The organism is Pseudomonas acericola (SeqCode), assembly GCF_053456465.1.
Genome location: NZ_JBRFJB010000003.1, coordinates 910,859 through 929,006, shown reverse-complemented (window position 1 = coordinate 929,006; position 18,148 = coordinate 910,859). Strand labels below are relative to the sequence as shown.

The following is an 18,148-nucleotide window of genomic DNA, read 5'->3' as shown; positions in this document are numbered from 1 at the left end:
ACCGATATGTGGCGCGCTACAACAGCGTAAGGCGCCACAGCTACAACGGATACCATTCGCCAATAGCAGCAGAAAAGTTAGCGGCGTGAGAACCGAAAAGAATGTCCGAAATTACTGGACCAGTTCAGCTTGCCTGCGATGCAGACAACTCGGTACATCAGACAAACCCAGTTGAGGCCATCGCAGGCAAGCCAGCTCCCACAGGGTACCGCGCACGCTTCATCGATCAGGTCGGCTGTCAGGCCGCCTCGCTTTGTTTTTGATTTTGATCTTGGGCGCCCCGTCAAACACGCTGGCCGGAATTCGGCATGGATTTGGGGGGTAAACCGGCAGGGATGCCGGTTTAGCCGCCACGCGCCATGGATGGCGCGTGGCGGCGGCCCCCCAAATCCATGTCGGATTACGGGCATGCCGAGCCTAGGCGAGGCACCGAGTGTTGGGGCAAGAGCCCTTTGGTTACTTTGGGGCTTTTCCAAAGTGACCCGCCGTAAGGGCGGAACCAATAGCAGCCGTTACCGCAGCAACGGATATGTACCCAACCCAACCCAACCCAACCCAACCCAAACAGCACATACATCCAATTCCGCCACCACCCGGACCGGCAAACTCCCCTCATCGCTGATATCTCGAAGAAGCAGAGGGACACTCCATGGACCCAGCACCCCAGACAGGCCCCGACGAAGTCGTCACCCTGGTCGTCAAACACCTCATCAAACCCGGCCACGAAACCAACTACGAAGCCTGGCTACGCCGCATCGTCCGCATCGCCGGCGAACGCCCCGGCCACCTCGGCGTGGACGTCGTACGCAGCAAACAAAACAACCTCGCCCTGTTCACCTGCGTCCTGCGCTACCGCTCCACCGACGCCCTGGAACGCTGGCTCGACTCCCCCGAACGCAACGAATTGATCGCCGAAGCCGCCCCCATGCTCGCCGACGGCGACAACACCGAAATCGGCGCCGTCAACGAATTCTGGTTCAACCCCGAAACCGAAAACGCCGCCAAGCCCCCGCGCTGGAAGCAAGCCGTGGTCACGCTGTTCGTGATCCTGCCGCTGACCCTGCTGGTCCCGATCATCTGGGGCCCAATCCTGCGCCTGCACCCCTTCCTCTCCAACTATGTGGTCGCCACCTTCCTGGTCACCCTGACGATCGTTCTGCTGGTGGTCTACCTGCTGATGCCGGCCGCCACACGCCTGTTCGCTCCCTGGCTTGAAGCCTCTGTAAAGGAAACCCTATGAACGCCGACCTGATTCTGTTCAATGGCCAGTTCCACACCGTGGACCGGGAAAACCCACGCGCCACCGCCGTCGCCATCCACCAGGGCCGCTTTGTCGCGGTCGGCACCGACGGTGAAGCCATGGCCCTGCGCGGCAGTGGCACCCAGGTCATCGACCTCAAGGGCCGCACCGTGATCCCCGGCCTCAACGACTCGCACCTGCACCTGATCCGTGGCGGCTTGAACTACAACCTGGAGTTGCGCTGGGAAGGCGTGCCGTCCCTGGCCGATGCGCTGCGCATGCTCAAGGACCAGGCCGAGCGCACCCCGACGCCACAGTGGGTGCGCGTGGTCGGTGGCTGGAACGAATTCCAGTTCGCCGAAAAACGCATGCCCACCCTGGAAGAGTTGAACCAGGCCGCGCCGGACACCCCGGTGTTCGTGCTGCACCTGTACGACCGTGCCTTGCTCAACCGTGCCGCCCTGCGTGTGGCCGGCTACACCAAGGACACGCCGAACCCGCCGGGCGGCGAGATCGTGCGTGACAGCAACGGCAACCCCACCGGCATGCTGGTGGCGCGGCCCAACGCGATGATCCTGTATTCGACCCTCGCCAAAGGCCCGAAACTGCCGCTGGAATACCAGGTCAACTCGACCCGCCAGTTCATGCGCGAACTCAATCGCCTCGGCCTGACCAGCGCCATCGATGCCGGCGGTGGTTTCCAGAACTACCCCGATGACTACGCGGTGATCGAGCAACTGGCCAAGGACGAACAGCTGACGGTGCGCATCGCCTACAACCTGTTCACCCAGAAGCCCAAGGAAGAGCTCAGCGATTTCAAGAACTGGACCGGCAGCGTCACCCTGCACCAGGGCGATGACTACCTGCGCCACAACGGCGCCGGCGAGATGCTGGTGTTCTCGGCCGCCGACTTCGAAGACTTCCTCGAGCCGCGCCCGGACTTGCCGCTGACCATGGAGCAAGAGCTGGAACCGGTGGTGCGCCACCTCGTGGAGCAGCGCTGGCCGTTCCGCCTGCATGCCACGTATGACGAGTCGATCTCGCGCATGCTTGACGTGTTCGAGAAGGTCAACCGCGACATTCCGTTCAACGGCCTGCCGTGGTTCTTCGACCATGCCGAAACCATCACCCCGAAAAACATCGAGCGCGTGCGTGCATTGGGCGGCGGCATTGCGATCCAGGACCGCATGGCGTTCCAGGGCGAATACTTCGTTGAGCGCTACGGCGCCAAGGCCGCCGAAGCCACGCCGCCGATCAAGCGCATGCTCGCCGAAGGCGTGCCGGTCGGCGCGGGCACCGATGCCACGCGGGTGTCGAGCTACAACCCGTGGACCTCGCTGTACTGGATGGTCAGCGGCCGCACCGTCGGCGGCCTGGAGCTGCACGCCGAAGGCTTGCCGCGCCTCACCGCGCTGGAACTGTTCACCCATGGCAGCGCCTGGTTCTCGTCCGAGCAGGGCAAGAAAGGCCAGATCAAGGTCGGCCAATTGGCAGACGTTGCCGCACTGTCGGCGGACTTTTTCAGCGTCGATGAAGAAGCGATCAAGTGGATTGAGTCGGTACTGACCGTGGTCGGCGGCAAGGTGGTCTACGGCGCCGGCGATTTCGAAGATTACGCACCGCCGCGCGTGCCGGTGCTGCCGGACTGGTCGCCGGTGGTCAAGGTGCCGGGTCACTGGCGTCCGACTTCGCCGTTGCAGGCGCAAGTGCACCAGTGCAGCGGCCCCTGCGGCGTGCACTCCCACAGCCACGAAAAGGCGCGCCTTTCCAGCGTGCCGGTCAGCGACTTCCAGGGTTTCTGGGGCGCGTTTGGCTGTTCCTGCTTTGCTTTCTGATTTCCCCACCCCCGTAAGGAGTTGAACCATGGCTAGCCCACGCTTGAACAAAGATGACGCGGTTGTACTGTTGGTCGATCACCAGACTGGCCTGATCTCCCTGGTCCAGGATTTCTCCCCCAACGAATTCAAGAACAACGTCCTGGCCCTGGCCGATGTGGCGAAGTTCTTCAACCTGCCAACCATCCTCACCACCAGCTTTGAAAGCGGCCCCAACGGCCCGCTGGTGCCGGAACTCAAAGAGCTGTTCCCGGACGCGCCGTACATTGCCCGCCCTGGCCAGATCAACGCCTGGGACAACGAAGATTTCGTCAAGGCGGTGAAGGCGACCGGCCGCAAGCAGATCATCATTGCCGGCGTCGTGACCGATGTGTGCGTGGCGTTCCCGACCCTGTGCGCGCTGGAGGAAGGCTTTGAAGTGTTCGTGGTTACCGATGCTTCGGGCACCTTCAACGAAACCGTGCAACAGGCCGCCTGGGCGCGCATGACCGCCGCCGGTGCCCAACTGGTGAACTGGTTCGCCGTGGCGTGCGAGCTGCAACGCGACTGGCGCAACGACATGGAAGGCCTGGCCAACCTGCTGTCGCCGCGTATTCCCAACTACCGCAACCTGATGAACAGCTACTCGGCGTTTACCAAGTAACCCCACCCGCAAAACACCGCTGAACCCTGTGGGAGCCGGGCTTGTGTGGGAGCGGGCTTGCCCGCGATGGCGGTCGATCAGCCACTGACGTGCTGGCTGGACTACCGCTATCGCGGGCAAGCCCGCTCCCACATAAGCCAGCTCCCACATTTTGGTTTGTGGTGTTGCGACTAACCGGTTATACAACCGCTTAAATGTCCACCGAGAAGCGACAATGAACCCCTTTGAAGACATGCGCCTGTTCTGCCAGGTCATGGAGTCCGGCAGTTTCACCGCCGCCGCCGAACAGCTGGGCCTGTCCAAGCAGTTCGTCAGCCGTCGCCTGATCCAGCTGGAAGACCGCCTCGGCGTGCGTCTGCTCAACCGTTCCACGCGGCGCCTGGATGTCACGCCACTGGGCCAGAGTTATTACGAATCCGCCCTGCGCCTGCTCGGTGAAGTCGAGCAAGTGGAGCAGGGCATCGCCGGGCAGAACAGCGAGCCGCGCGGCACCATTCGCCTCAGCGCGCCGTTGTCGTTTGCCATGGCTCACCTCGGTTGCCTGTTGCCGCTGTTTTTGCAGCGCCATCCCCACGTGTCGGTGGAGGTCGATCTCAGCGACCGCCCCGTGGACTTGATCGGCGAAGGCTACGACCTGGTCTTGCGCATCGGCACCCTGGAAGACTCCACCCTGATTGCCCGCCGTATCGCCAGCATTCCCCGGGTGTACTGCGCCAGCCCCGACTACCTGGCCCTGCGCGGTACGCCGCAAAAACCCGATGATCTCGCTGAACACGACTGCCTGCCCTACGGCCACGGCCGCCAGGTGCAATGGCGCTTCAAGGGCAAGGTGCAGGCGCTGAACGTGAGCGGACGGATGCGCGTGAACAACGGTGATCTGTTGCGCGACACCGCCATCGCCGGTTTGGGCGTGACCTATCTGCCGACCTTTATCGTCGGCGACGCGCTGAAGGACGGGCGCCTGGTCAGTGTGTTGGACGAGTTCGCCCCCGAAGACCTCACCCTGTCGGCGGTCTACCCGCAGCACCGGCAAAGCTCACGGCCGGTGCAGGCGCTGGTGGAGTTCCTGCGCGAGCGCCTGGCTAGCGGCTGTTGAACAGTTGGCGGATCAGGTTGGGCGTGCTGCCGGTCCAGCGTTTGAACGCGCGACGAAAGTTCGCCGCATCGTTGAAATTCAGGTACGCCGCCACTTCCTCATTGCTGTAGCCCTTGACCTGATACAGGTGCAGCGCGACTTGCTTGCGCACCCGGTCCACTTGCTGTTGAAACCCGGTGTCGTGCTTGTGCAACTTGCGCTTGAGGGTCGCCGGGCTCATGGCGAACGCCAGCGCCGCCTGTTCCAGGCTTGGCGGTTGGCGCACCAGGTCGCGCAGGTAGTCGTCGAGGCAATCGAGAAAGCTGCCGGCAAAGCCCAACTGTTCGATCTGCTCACGGGCCTGCTGGCGTGCGACCTGCCCAGCCGTGACGGACGCGCCCGGCCACGCGCGGGTGAGGTATTCGCGGGGAATACAGAGCATGTCCAGCGGCCGATCGAAGCGAGTGTCTTCGCCCAGGTGCACCCAATACTGCTCGACATAACGCGGCTCGGCATGGCTGAAACTGGCCACCCACGGCAGGCGTTCGCCGCTGAGCCATTGGCTCATGGCAACCAGCGAGGTCATGCTGGCTTCGAGCAGGAAACGCCAGTGTTCGCCAGCGCCGCATGTGTCCAGCCAATACAGGTAGGCGTGGTGCTCATCCAGCTCCAATTGCAGGGTAACCAGCGGGCTGAGTAAAACCTGCTGCTGGATCAGGATGTCCAGCGCCTGGTGCAGGTTCTGCGCATGGCCCAAGGCATGGCTGGCCGCACCGTAATAGCCGGGCAACAAGCGCTGGCCGAACAGGAAACTGCTGTCGTCGGCGTCCAGCAGTTTGCGGCTGTTGCCGATCAGGCCGAAAAACTGCTGAGGGCTCAATCGTGCAGTGCCCGCCAGGATGTCCTCGTGAAACAGCCCGGTGCCGCGCAGCAGGCGATGGCTGTCGATGTCCCGCGACAACGCCAGGTCGATCAGTGTGGCGGGTTGGTAATGCCCCGGGATGAAGCGGCTGTCGGCTTCATACCAGTTGGTTTTCACTGCCATCTCAGGCGCTTTTCGCAAGGGGTTGCTTGGCGCGGGCCAGGGCCAGGTTGAGGCGCTTGAGCAAATCCTGCGGGGCTTCGTCCAGGGCCATGACCACGGCGGTGGTCGCGGCCAGTTGCAGGCGCTCGCCTTGCAGCCGGGTCTTGTGCGCGAGGGCACGCACGGTCTGTTGCAACTCCAGCGCCAGTACCTGGGCCTGGCGTTCGCCGGTGTTGGGCAACAGCACCACGAAGCGGTCGCCGGCCAGACGGCAGAGTAAGTCCTGGCGGCGCAGGTTCAGCAACAGCACATGGCTGAGGGCTTGCAACACCGCGTCGCCTTCGGCATGCCCGTAGGCCTGGTTGATGGCTGCGAAGTTGTCCAGGTCCAGGGCCAGCAGGGACAGCGGTTGTTGTTGCTCCTGGCTGTCACGCAGGCTGTCGGCGAGTTGGCGCTTGAGGTAGTCGGCGCCGGCCAGGGGCGTGAGTTTGTCGAACAGGCGATGCTCGCGGAACAGCCGCTCGCGTTTCTCCATCTGCGCACTGATCGCCAGTTGTTCGCGGTGCCAGTGGTAGATGCCGATGGTCAGCAAAATCATGCCCACCGGCATCGGCCCGGATTCGAGCCAGTGGTCCCAGGTGATGCTGTCGGGCAGGCGGATAAACTCGTCGAGGCTATCGATCCACCACGAGAAAAAGATGCACGACAGGCCCAGCGCCAGGTAGTTGGTGACGCGCCCGGCGGGGCGGCTTTTCAGCACCAGGCCGAGCCAGACCAGGGCGAGCAGGGCGGAGCCGCCTTCGCCGAAGATGTCCAGCCACACCCACTCGCTGAAGCTTTTCAACTCGCCACAGGCCAGGTGCAGGATCAACCCGAGGTTGGCGGCGATCAGCAGCAGGGAGAGTTTCCAGCGGTGGGGTTTGAGCACGGAGAACATGGCCGCGAATCCTTGGGCAACAGAGCGATGGGCGCCAGCACAGCAGATGGATGTGACGGTTGCGTGACGGTGGGGGCGGGTCGAATCAGCTCACGGAAAAATCACAATTTCAAACCAAACACCGTTCAACTGTGGGAGCTGGCTTGCCTGCGATGCAGACACCTCGGTCTTTCAGTAACACCCGGGTGATGCTATCGCAGGCAAGCCAGCTCCCACACAAGCCAGCTCCAACAGTTTAAATCGAGGTCATTTCAGCTCATTTGTTCACTGAGGTGCGCTCTAAACCCCGGTTTACGGGCCTTCGCGCCAGCCCCTGTCACAGAACCGTCATCCCCCACCCCTAGCTTGCCCTCCCAGTTGCCGGGCCTCTTGCCTGGCGCCAACGGATTCTTGGGGAGGATTGCATGTACAAGCGCACCGGGCTCGTCGGCTTTACGCTTACCGCCTTGGCCCTGGCCATGGCCAGCGAGCGGATCAATGCGGCCGAAGCGGCCACCACCGAGCACGTCGAAGTGGTCGGCCAGGCCGCCGCGATCGATTCGGCGCTGAAAGAACAGCGCACCGCCGACAGCATCAAGAGTGTGGTGCATGCCGACGGCGTCGCCCAGTTGCCGGATGAAAACGTCGCCGAAGCGGTGCAGCGCCTGCCCGGTGTCAGCGTCGAGCGCGACCAGGGCGAAGGGCGCTTCGTCAGCGTGCGTGGCCTGGGCCCGGACCTCAACAGCGTGACCATCAACGGCACCCTGGTGCCCGCCCCGGAAAGCGCGCGCCGCGCCGTGGCGCTCGATGTGCTGCCTTCGGAGCTGGTGCAGTCGCTGTCGGTGATCAAGACCCTCACCCCGGACATGGACGCCAACTCCCTCGGCGGCACCGTCGATGTGCAAAGCCTCTCGGCCTTCGACCACAAAGGCCTGTTCTACACCGGCAGCAGCGAAGCCAGCTACGACAAGAACACCCACCAGACCAGCCCGAAATTCTCCGGCGCCGCCAGCAACCGCTTCAGCCTGGGCGACGGCATCGACAACTTCGGCGTGGCCGCCGCACTCAGCTGGCAGAAGCGTGACTTCGGCTCGGACAACGTCGAAACCGGCGGCGCCTGGGACTTCAGCGACGGCGCCAAGCTCAACGAATTCGAACAGCGCGACTACGACATCAGCCGCGAACGCGCCGGTGGCGGCCTGAACTTCGACTACAAGCCCGACGACCTCAGCAGCTATTACCTGCGCACCCTCTACAGCCGCTACAAGGACACCGAGACCCGCAACTCCACCAGCATCGAATTTGCCGACCCGCTGGCAGCGGGCGAGCTGGGAGACGCCGAAGGCAAGCGCAAGCTGAAAAACCGCGAAGAGACCCAGGAAATCCAGTCCTATGTCTTCGGCGGCGAACGCATGCTCGGCTTGTGGACCTTGAGCGGCCAGGCCGGTTACAGCCAGTCCAGCGAAGACAGCCCGGCGCACATCGCCGGCGCGACCTTTGACGGCGGCGACTTTGCCGACAGCGGTTTCTACGACAAGGACAAGCCGCGCCCGATCATCGGCAGCGCTTTCTACGACGCGAGCAACTTCACCCTCGACAAGGTTGACTGGGAAAAACAGAACACCAAGGACACCGAGAAAAACCTGCGCCTGGACCTGGCCCGCGACTATGACCTGAGCGGCTACGCCTCGCAGTTCAAGTTTGGCGGCAAGGTCAGCCGCCGGCACAAGAGCAACGACCTGGAAGCCTGGGTCTACAAGGATTTCGACGAGCTGGGTTTCACTGACGAACAACTCAACCTTACCCAGTTCCAGAAGGGCACGGTCGATTATCGCCTGGGCAACTACGGCCCCGGCATCAGCCCCAGCAGCATCAAGCAGTTGATCGGCGGCCTCAACGCAGCGGACTTCTATGACGAGACCGAATCGCGGGTCAACGACTTCACCATCCGTGAAGACATCAACGCCGGCTACCTGATGAACACCATCGATATCGACGACTGGCGCTTCATTGCCGGCCTGCGCTACGAAGGCACCGAGTTCGAAGCCAAGGGCACTGGCGCCACCGATGGCGTGTTCACCGCCACTGACACTAAACGCCGCTACCACCACTGGCTGCCGGGCCTGCATGCGCGCTACCAGATCGACAAGAACACCCAGGTGCGTGCGGCCTGGACCAAATCCGTGGTGCGCCCAACCTTCGGCCAACTGGCGCCGGGTTTTGTGATCGACGATGACGAAGCCACCTTCGGCAACCCGGACCTCAAGCCGCTGGAGTCGAGCAACCTGGACCTGGGCATCGAGCACTTCATGGGCCGCGCCGGCACCGTCTCGGCGTTCGTGTTCTACAAGGACATCAAGAACTTCGTCTACAACACCGACCTTGCTGGCACCGGCGCCTGGACCAACTTCTCCGAGGCCCACACCTACGCCAATGGCGACAGCGCCAAGCTGTATGGCCTGGAACTGGCCTACTCGCAGAAGTTCGATTGGCTGCCGGCGCCGTGGAACGGTTTGCTGGTGGGCGCCAACACCACCTTCAGCCGCTCCAGCGCGGACATCGAAGGCTTTGACAGCACCAGCGGCGGCAACCGTAAACGCAACATCAGCCTGCCGAACCAGTCGGACACGGTCGGCAACCTGATGCTCGGCTGGGAAGACGACAAGCTCAGCCTGCGCTTGTCGGCCAACTACAAGTCGGCCTACCTGTACGAGCTGGCCTCGATCAACGACAAGGCCCATGACCTGCATGTGGATGCGCAGACCTTTGTGGATTTCAGCGCGCGCTACTCACTGACCAAGAACCTGCAAGTGAGCTTCGAGGCGCAGAACCTGACGGATGAGTCGTACTTCGTCTACACCGGCCATCGCAGCTACAACGGCCAGTACGAAGAGTACGGCCCGACCTACAAAGTCGGCCTGACCTTCACCCACTTCTAAGCACCAACATTGATCTAAATGTGGGAGCTGGCAAGCCAGCTCCCACAGTTGATCTCCATCGTTTTTGAAGGATTTGCATGTTCATGAAATTTTCGAACTTGTACCTGCTCATGGTTCTGGCAACCAGCGGTCACGCATTTGCCGCTGATTTGGCCCTGACGCCTTGGGCTCCAAGCCTCAACGCCGAGGCCGTGACGATCTTGAACACCAATGCACGCCTCGCCGCCAGCACCCGCGACGGCCTGCAACTGCTCGATGCCAAGGGCGCCGAGCTGGCGCGCTTCAACGGCAATTTCAGCAGCCTCGACACCCGCGCTGCCGGCACCCAGACCCTGGTGGCCAGCCTCGACAACGATCGCCAGCAAGCCCTGTTGATCAGCCTCGACGCTACCGCCAAGACCTTCGGCAAATCGCTCTACCTGCCCACCCGTGACTACGCAGTGAACTGCCTGTGCCTGTACCGCGATTCGGCGGCCAACCTGTTTGTGTTCCTGGTGGGTGAAGAGGGCAAAGGTGAGCAATGGCTGGTGGGCAATGGCGCCACGCTGTTGAGCGAGCCCCAGCGCGTACGCGGTTTGCCGTTGCCGCCGTCGGCGCAGTTCTGTCAGGTGGATGACGCGGCCAACCGCTTGGTGGTCAACGAAGAAAACGTCGGCTGGTGGGCCTACCCAGCGCACCCGGAAGCCGATGTGAAGCGCACGCCGGTGGCGGTGTTCGACACGCCCAAGCGCGAAGCCGGGGCCATGGCGCTGGTGCCGGGTGGTGTGGTGGCGCTTGATCCGAAGACCGCCCAACTGCATCTGTTCCAGCAAACCGGTGAGCGTTGGGTCGAGCAAGCGAGCCTGAACCTGCCGGGCCTCAAGGAGCCGGAGCAACTCAGCATCAACGGCCAGCAACTGCTGGTGCGCGATGACGACACGGGCAAGCTCTACCAGGGCACGCTCAACTGGCAGGCCAAGCCGGTGCCGGCCGATGCGGCGATCCCGGAAGTCGCTGCCGTGCGCCAGACCGATCCCGTTGGCCGCCAGGGCGATGCGGCGGATGACCCGGCGATCTGGATTCACCCCGAACAACCGGCCAAAAGCCGTGTACTTGGCACCAACAAAAAGCAGGGCCTGCTGGCCTACGACCTCGACGGCAAGCTGTTACAGGAGCTGGCAGTCGGGCGCTTGAACAACGTCGACGTGCGCCCGAAATTCAAGCTGGGTACGCAAACCGTTGACCTCGCGGTCGCCAGTAACCGCGATCACAACAGCCTGAGCCTGTTCAGCATCGACCGTAGCACCGGCGAGCTGCGCGAAGCCGGTGAAGTGCCGACGCCGCTCAAGGCGATCTATGGCATTTGCCTGTTCCAGCCGGCCAGCGGTGAGATCTATGCCATCGCCAACGACAAGGACGGCACCTTCCTGCAATACCGCCTGAGTGCACCGGATGGCCGCGTGCAGGGCGAGTTGGTGCGCCAGTTCAAGGTCGATAGCCAACCCGAAGGCTGCGTCGCCGATGATCAGCGTCAGCGCCTGTTCATCGGTGAAGAAGACGTCGGCGTATGGGCCGTGGATGCGCGTGCCGATCAACCGGCCAAGCTCACCAGCGTGATCAAGGTGGGGCCGCAGTTGCATGCGGATGTTGAAGGCCTGGCGCTGTACCAGAGCGACAAGCGTGATTACCTGGTGATCTCCAGTCAAGGCAATGACAGCTATCTGGTGGTGGATGCCGAGCCGCCGTTCGCCACCCACGGCGCGTTCCGCGTTGGCCTCAACGCTGCTGCCGGTATCGATGGCGCCTCGGAGACCGATGGCCTGGAAGTCACCGCGATCAACCTCGGTGGGCCGTGGAGCCAAGGCATGCTGGTAGTGCAGGACGGGCGCAAGCGCATGCCCGAGCAGACCCAGAACTTCAAGTTCGTGCCCTGGGCCGACGTGACCCGCACGCTGAAATTGCCGTGACGCGTCATCACCCGGTCATCACTTTTTATTCGAATAGGAGTTCACCATGCACGCGACGATGGAACATATGACGATCTGGGGATTGATCAGCGACGCCAGCCTGTTGGTCAAGGCCGTGATGGTCACGCTGCTGCTGGCGTCCTTGCTCAGCTGGTACTTGATCATCCAGCGCGGCGCGGTGCTGCGCCGCCTGGAGCGTCAGTTGAACGGCTTTGTGCAGCGCTTTCGTGCGGCACCCGACTTGCAGGCGCTGTGCCGTGACACTGTGCAGGCGGGCGAGGGCGGCATTGCGCCGATCTTTATCGCCGGGGTGCAGGAATATCAGCACCTGCACAGCCATGATCCGGCCGTGCTGGAAGGCGTCGAGCGTGCCTTGCAGGTGGCGATTACCGAGCAGGAAATCGAACTGGAAAAGGGCCTGCAATTCCTCGCCACCGTGGGTTCGGTCAGCCCCTATATCGGTTTGTTCGGCACCGTGTGGGGCATCATGAATTCCTTTATCGGCTTGTCCCAGGTGCAGCAGGCCACGCTGTCCACCGTTGCACCGGGGATTGCCGAGGCGTTGATCGCCACCGCCATTGGTTTGTTTGCGGCCATCCCGGCGGTGATCGCCTACAACCGTTTTGCCGCCCGTGGCCAGACCTTGCTCACCCGTTACTACGCCTTCGGCAATGAACTGCAAGTGCGCCTGCACCGCACGTTGCGCGGCACGTCGATCAACCTGGCCGTGGCCGCCTGAAAAAGGAAACTTCCCATGTTGACCAGGCCGCAACGCAAGCACGGGCCCAAGGCCGAGATGAACGTGGTGCCCTATATCGACGTGATGCTGGTGCTGCTGGTGATCTTTATGGTCACCGCGCCGATGCTGACCCAGGGCGTGAAGATCGAACTGCCCAAGGTCGCCGCCGAGGCGCTGGCCACGGATACGCGCCAGCAGATCATCACGCTGTCGGTGCAAGCCGACGGCGGTTACTACTGGAACCTCGGCGGCGAACTCGACACCCAGCACCAGACCGACAGCGCCGTGAGCCTGGAGGAAATGGGCGCCAAGGTCATGCAGGTGGTGGCGGCGCGCAGCGACACCCAGGTGTATATCCGTGCCGACGACAACGCCGGCTACGGTCGCGTGGTCGCGGCCATGGCGGTGTTGCAGAAGGGTGGTGTCAGCAACCTGGGGCTGGTGACCGAGGCCCCGCAATGACGGCGATGATCATGCACAGTCCACAGCTTTCAATTGCGCCCAGGGACAGCGCCGGGTTTTGGCGCAACAGCTTCGCCGCCAGCCTCGCGGTGGCGTTGCACGTCGGTGTGCTGGCCGTGCTGATGCTGGGCTGGTCGACGGAAAAACCCGTGGTGGAGGCGCCACGGGTGATGCACACCCAATTGGTCATGCTGCCGCCCGCGCCAGTGCCGGTGCCTGAACCGGTGGCCGTCGCCGCACCACCACCGGAGCCGGTCGCCGTGCCTGTGCCTGTGCCGCCAAAACCCGTGGTCGATCCGCAGATCCAGGCGCAAAAACTGGAGAAAGCCGCCTTGGCGCGCAAACGGGTCGAGGAGAAGAAAGCCGAGCAACAGCAGGAACGCCTGGCCAGCGAACAGCGCAACCGTGAACTGGAACAGCAACGGTTGAGCCAGGAACGCCTGGCCGCCGAACGCGCGCGCCCGGCCGCACCCACAGCGGCCCCGGCGTTTGACAGCCGCCAGTACCAACCCTTGAGCAAGGAAGCGCCGGACTACCCCGAGCGCGCCCTGGACAAGAACATCGAGGGCGATTGCTCGGTGGAGTACACCGTCAACACTCAGGGCCGCGTGGAAAACCCCAAGGTGCTGGACGGTTGCCACCCGCTGTTCATGCGCCCGTCACTGGCCGCCGCCAACACCTTCCGCTACCAGCCGCGCATCGTTGAAGGCAAGGCCGTCGCCGTACCGGCAGTGCGCAATACCTTCCACTACCGCATCAAATAAACCGGTCAAAGGTCGTAGCGCACCGACAGCAACAGGGTGCGCGGATCGTTGACCGAGTAGTAACGCGCGCCGCTGGACGGCACGTAGCCCACCGATTGCGGATAGGCGCGATCCAGCAGGTTTTTCACCGCCAGGGTGGTGGTCCAGTGGCCGTCGCCGCTGATGTAGCGGGTATTGGCGTTCCAGAAGGTTTGCTGCGGCACTTCCTGGATATCGTCGTTCAGCGCATTGGCATAGGACTTGGTCTGGAACTGCGCGTCGGTGCCGGCCAACCAGGTGCCGGGCAGCCCGGCCGGGATGGTGTAGTTCAGACCCACGCTGGCGTTCCAGCGCGGCGAGAACACCAGTTGCTTGCCGTTGGCATCCACCCCGGCGCCGCTGGCGTTCTGGAAGTCATCGTACTGGCTTTGCAGGTAGCCGAGGTTGGCGGTCAACTGCAAGTCGCGGCTCAGGGCGGTGAGGGTTTCCAGCTCCACGCCATAGGTATGGGCCTGGCCGACGTTGGTGCGCAGGCTCACGCCCAGCGCCGGGTCGTAGGCGTTGGTTTGCAGGTCCTTGTAGTCGTTGTAGAACAGCGCGACGTTGGCGCGCAGGCGCTGGTCGAAGAAGTCGCCCTTGAAGCCGGTTTCCCAGGTGGTCACGTCCTCCGGCGAAAACGCCTGCTCGGCGGCGGCGCGGGTCGGCGCGCGGTTGTCGTAGCCGCCGGCCTTGAAGCCCTTGGCCACGTAGGCGTACTGGTTCAGGTGTGGCGTCCAGGCGTATTCGAAACCGATTTTCGGGCTGGTGGACTGCCAGGACTTGCTCGACTCGGCGGCAAAGTTGGTGCCGGTGATCTGCCGGTCGGTGTTGATCGCGTAGTTGGTGAACTCGAAGTTCTTGTGCTCGCGGGTGAAGCGCAAGCCGGCGATCAGCGACAGTTGCGGCGTGATCTTGTAGGTGCCCTGGCCATACAGCGCATAGCTTTCGGTGTTGGTGGTGCTGTATTGGCCTTGGCCGATCACGCGGTTGCGCGCGATGGAGTAGGTGAGGTTGTCGCGGTCGGCGTCGAAGCGTTCGCGGTACAGGTACAGGCCGGTGCTGAAGCTGAAGTCGTCGTAGTCGCCGTTGAGCTGGAACTCCTGGGTGGCGTAGTTCTGCTTGTAGAGGATCAGGTTGTTCTGGATCAGCGCGGCCTGGCCGGAGTTGTCGTAATCCACCGGCTGGTTGAAGGACGACCAGGCAGTGACCGACTTGACGTTCAGGTGATCGTTGATGGCATAGATGGCGCGCAGCACCGAGCTGCCCTGGTCTAGGCGATTTTTCGGGTCGAGGCTGCTGTAGCTCTTGAACTTGTCGAAATGGCCGTTGGCATCGAACGGCGAATAACTGGTGGTGTCGCCGCGATCAAAAGTGCCGGCCAGGGTCAGCTGCACATCCCACGGTGAATCCTCGGGCTTGTAGCGCAGCTTGCCGCGATAGGACTGGATATCCACGTTGTTGACGTCCTTGCCCCGTGTCGGGTTGGACACGGTGCCGTCGCGGGTCAGGCGAATCGCCGAGAAGCTGCCAAACAGGGCGTTGTCCACCAGCGGGCCGCTGATCAGGAAGCGCCCGTTCTGCGCGTTGTAATTGCCCGCGCCAAGCTCGACGAAACCCCGGGTTTCCTGGTTCGGGTCACGGGTGATGACGCGAATCGCGCCGGCGCTGCTGTTGCGCCCGTACAACGTGCCCTGGGGGCCGCGCAGCACTTCGACGCGTTCGACGTCGTTGAAATCCAGCATCGAGGAAATGGCGCGGGGGATGTACAGGTCGTCGGCATACACCGCGACGGCGGCTTCCTGGATCGGGTCGGTTTCGCCGATGCCACGGATGCCGTAGGTCTGCGCACTGTAGGAGATCGATTGGCGGCTGAGGGTAAGGTTCGGTACCTGGCCGGAGAGATCGCGCACGCTGCGGATCTGTTTGTCTTCGAGGGTCTTTTCATCGAAGGCGGAGATCGCCAGCGGGGTTTTTTGCAGGTCTTCGCTACGGTGCTCGGCGGTGACATTCACCACCGGCAGCGCGGCGTCGTCGGCGTGGGTGTAGACGCTGAACAAGGCGAGCGAGACGGCGAGGGTGAGGCGGTTGGGCGCGGCGATATGGCTCATGGTGGACCCCTGAGAGAGTGGTGGTTGGCAAGGCCTCCACCTGGTCAGGGGTCGGTGCTGGTTGTAACAATATGGATATGAGGGGCGTTCGTAAAAGTCCGTTTTGTTATATGTTAATTATTAATAATATGCATTTTATTGGTGCATAAAATGCCATTTGATAATCATATTTCCAGCCCTGAAAATATTCCATGTGGGAGCTGGCTTGCCTGCGATAGCGGTGCATCAGCTTGCACATCCTCGGCTGATAGACCGCTATCGCAGGCAAGCCAGCTCCCACATTTTTTGGGTTGTGTCAGGTGTTGGCGAGGTTGGCCAGTTCGATTCCGCTCAGATAGCGCTGTAGGTTCGCCAAGAACGTATCCGCAATCTCATGCCGACTATTCGTCGAAATCGCCGACGTATGCGGCGACAACCTCACCCGTGGATGCGTATACAACGGATGCCCATCCGGCAACGGCTCCGGCTCCGTCACATCCAGCGAGGCCAGGCCGATCTGGCCGTTATCCAGCGCCTCCAGCAACGCCTCCTGGTCCAGCAAGCCACCGCGCGCAATGTTGATCAGATGCAGCCCCGGCTTGGCACTGCCCAGCACGTCGCGGTTGATCAGGTTGCGTGTAGCCTCGGTCAACGGCGCGGCCACCACCAGATGGTCAGCGCGGGCGAACAGGTCGTGGATATCCTTGGCGGCCTCCACGCCCGCAGTGAACGGCGCCGAGCTTTGGCGCAGCGCCACAACGTTGATGCCCAGCGCCAAGGCCTTCTGCGCCAGGCTCTCGCCTATCGCACCAAATCCAAGGATGCCCAGCGTGGTGCCCTTGAGCGGGCGCAGCGGGGTGAAATTCCATTGCGAATCCTTCACCCAGATATCCGGCAAATGCTTGGACGCGGCAAAGATCGCCGCCAGGGCGAACTCGGCGAGGTTGTCCGCCGCGCTGCCGCGTGAGGTGGTCACCGGCGGGCCGTTGAACAGCCACTGCGGGTAGAAATCGATGCCAGACGACACCAGGTGCACCCATTGCGCGCCGTACGGCCAGCCCGGTGGCGGGGTGTCCGGGGCGGTGTAGCCGCGCACGTTGATCGGGCGCAGCAGCAGGATATTGGCCTGGGGTGGCAGGTCGCTCGGCACGCCAACCGGTACACCAATCACTTGGGCGTCTGGGTGAATGGCTTTGAGGCGCTCACGGATCACCTCGTTGAAATCTTCGTCCAGCTGGCTGGCGATAATCACCTGACTCATGTGCGTTCCTTTTGGCGTTGGGCGAAGACGGCTTTGCCGACGCCTTGCAGCACAGCGTCGTTCTGCGGGGTGTGCACGCGGCTGCACAACACGTCGCGGTAATGCCGTTGCAATGGGTTGAGGCGCGACAGGCCAGGGTTGCCCGAGGCTTCGATGGCGAGTTCTACGGCGCGGATCGCGTTGTTGGTCACCAGGTACTTCAACTGTGCGGCATTGGCGGCCGGGGTGTGGCCTTCGGCGGCGGCGTCCAGCAGGCTGCGGTTGGCAAACAACAGGGTGTCGATATGGCCGACGGTCTCCTGGAAGCGCGGCAAGGTCGCCAGCGCGGCGCCGAGGTTGGACGGTGCGCGTTCTTCCAGCCAGTTCACCAACCAGTCCCGCGCAGCGTGGGCCACGGCGTCGTACACCGAGGACAGCAACACCGACATCCACAGGAAACCCTCGCCATCCAGCTCCGGCGACGGCGCGCTCCACGGGCTTACACCAACGGCGTGGTCCAGGGGCACCAGTACGTTGTCGAGCACCACCTCATGGCTGCACGTGGCGCGCATGCCCAGGTGGTCCCAGGTGTCGATGATGGTGATGCCGGGGCTGTCCTTGGGCACCAGCCAGGCACCCACCAGCGGGTCGGCGTCGTCGCTGCGGCCCCACACGCTGAACCACGTCAGGCCGTGGCTGCCGGTGGAGTAGATCTTGCGCCCGCTGATGCGCCAACCTTCGGCGGTGCGTACGGCGGTCGTCGCCGGCAGGCCGCCCCGGGCCGGGGTGCCGAGGTCGGGTTCGACGCGCAGGGCGTTGATCAATGCGCCGTTACGCACGGCGTCTTCGGCCACTTGGGTGCGCAGGTGCGCGGGCCAGGTTTTGCTGTCTTGCAGGCGCGTGTGTTGCAGGTACTGCATCACCAGAATCAGCGCGGTGGAGGGTTCGCCCTTGGCAATCGCACTGATCGCTTTGCGCGCCTGGGGCAGGCTGGCACCGCCACCGCCGAGGGCTTTGGGCACGGTGAGGGCGACGAGGCCGTGTTCGTGCAGCAGTTTGAAGTTGGCGTGGGGGAAGGCGCCGCTCTCGTCATACAGGTGCGCGGTGCTGGCCAGCTCGGCGCTGAGACGTTCGAGCAGGGCTTCGAAATTGGCGACTTCGACGGAGCGTAGAGACGGTTGGGTCATAGAAATGTACTCGGTCAAAAATGTGGGAGCTGG

Annotated in this window: 14 protein-coding genes; 9 read left to right on the top strand and 5 right to left on the bottom strand. The window is 63.0% G+C overall.

The genetic code is table 11. From position 1 onward, the window contains the following. The first annotated feature begins 649 nt into the window (after positions 1–649). The 4 genes from ACU688_RS16225 (at position 650) to ACU688_RS16210 (ending at position 4,814) form a co-directional block, all read left to right on the top strand. A complete protein-coding gene (locus ACU688_RS16225; RefSeq protein WP_448185578.1) occupies positions 650–1,240 on the top strand; it encodes an antibiotic biosynthesis monooxygenase in 591 nt (196 codons plus the stop codon). Further along, positions 1,237–3,075 (top strand): amidohydrolase, encoded by a 1,839-nt coding sequence (locus ACU688_RS16220; protein ID WP_448185577.1) that lies wholly within the window; start codon positions 1,237–1,239, stop codon positions 3,073–3,075. The genes ACU688_RS16225 and ACU688_RS16220 overlap by 4 nt, the downstream gene beginning before the upstream one ends. A 28-nt stretch (positions 3,076–3,103) precedes the next feature. Beyond that, entirely contained in the window at positions 3,104–3,718 is a 615-nt protein-coding gene (gene ycaC / locus ACU688_RS16215; RefSeq protein WP_016980087.1) for an isochorismate family cysteine hydrolase YcaC, read from the top strand. 214 nt (positions 3,719–3,932) lie between these two features. Next, a complete protein-coding gene (locus tag ACU688_RS16210) occupies positions 3,933–4,814 on the top strand; it encodes a LysR family transcriptional regulator (RefSeq protein ID WP_448185576.1) in 882 nt (293 codons plus the stop codon). Here ACU688_RS16210 and ACU688_RS16205 read toward each other — a convergent pair. Next, positions 4,801–5,838, bottom strand: coding sequence for an AraC family transcriptional regulator (locus ACU688_RS16205; RefSeq protein WP_448185575.1), 1,038 nt, complete (start codon positions 5,836–5,838; stop codon positions 4,801–4,803). The genes ACU688_RS16210 and ACU688_RS16205 overlap by 14 nt on opposite strands. Before the next feature lies 1 nt (position 5,839). Next, entirely contained in the window at positions 5,840–6,754 is a 915-nt protein-coding gene (locus ACU688_RS16200) for a GGDEF domain-containing protein (RefSeq protein ID WP_257782427.1), read from the bottom strand. Positions 6,755–7,158: 404 nt separating this feature from the next. Here ACU688_RS16200 and ACU688_RS16195 point away from each other — a divergent pair, with 404 nt between their 5' ends. The 5 genes from ACU688_RS16195 (at position 7,159) to ACU688_RS16175 (ending at position 13,583) form a co-directional block, all read left to right on the top strand. After that, positions 7,159–9,672 carry a TonB-dependent receptor gene (locus ACU688_RS16195; protein ID WP_448185574.1) on the top strand — a complete coding sequence of 838 codons (2,514 nt, stop codon included), beginning with the start codon at positions 7,159–7,161 and terminating at the stop codon, positions 9,670–9,672. Between the two features lie 83 nt (positions 9,673–9,755). Beyond that, positions 9,756–11,618 (top strand): phytase, encoded by a 1,863-nt coding sequence (locus ACU688_RS16190; RefSeq protein ID WP_448185573.1) that lies wholly within the window; start codon positions 9,756–9,758, stop codon positions 11,616–11,618. A 46-nt stretch (positions 11,619–11,664) separates the two neighbouring features. Further along, entirely contained in the window at positions 11,665–12,357 is a 693-nt protein-coding gene (gene tolQ, locus ACU688_RS16185; protein WP_448185572.1) for a protein TolQ, read from the top strand. Positions 12,358–12,372: 15 nt separating this feature from the next. Then, positions 12,373–12,819 carry a protein TolR gene (tolR, locus tag ACU688_RS16180; RefSeq protein WP_448185571.1) on the top strand — a complete coding sequence of 149 codons (447 nt, stop codon included), beginning with the start codon at positions 12,373–12,375 and terminating at the stop codon, positions 12,817–12,819. Next, entirely contained in the window at positions 12,816–13,583 is a 768-nt protein-coding gene (locus ACU688_RS16175) for an energy transducer TonB (protein WP_448185570.1), read from the top strand. The genes tolR and ACU688_RS16175 overlap by 4 nt, the downstream gene beginning before the upstream one ends. A gap of 5 nt (positions 13,584–13,588) precedes the next feature. Here the strand turns inward: ACU688_RS16175 and ACU688_RS16170 are convergent, their stop codons facing one another. From ACU688_RS16170 to ACU688_RS16160, 3 genes are all read right to left on the bottom strand, one after another. Continuing rightward, positions 13,589–15,709 carry a TonB-dependent receptor gene (locus ACU688_RS16170; protein WP_448185569.1) on the bottom strand — a complete coding sequence of 707 codons (2,121 nt, stop codon included), beginning with the start codon at positions 15,707–15,709 and terminating at the stop codon, positions 13,589–13,591. Between the two features lie 295 nt (positions 15,710–16,004). Next, a complete protein-coding gene (locus ACU688_RS16165) occupies positions 16,005–16,949 on the bottom strand; it encodes a D-isomer specific 2-hydroxyacid dehydrogenase family protein (protein ID WP_448185568.1) in 945 nt (314 codons plus the stop codon). After that, the gene (locus ACU688_RS16160; protein WP_448185567.1) at positions 16,946–18,115 is read right to left on the bottom strand and encodes an acyl-CoA dehydrogenase family protein; all 1,170 of its coding nucleotides are present in this window, start codon (positions 18,113–18,115) and stop codon (positions 16,946–16,948) included. The genes ACU688_RS16165 and ACU688_RS16160 overlap by 4 nt, the downstream gene beginning before the upstream one ends. Positions 18,116–18,148 lie beyond the last annotated feature (33 nt).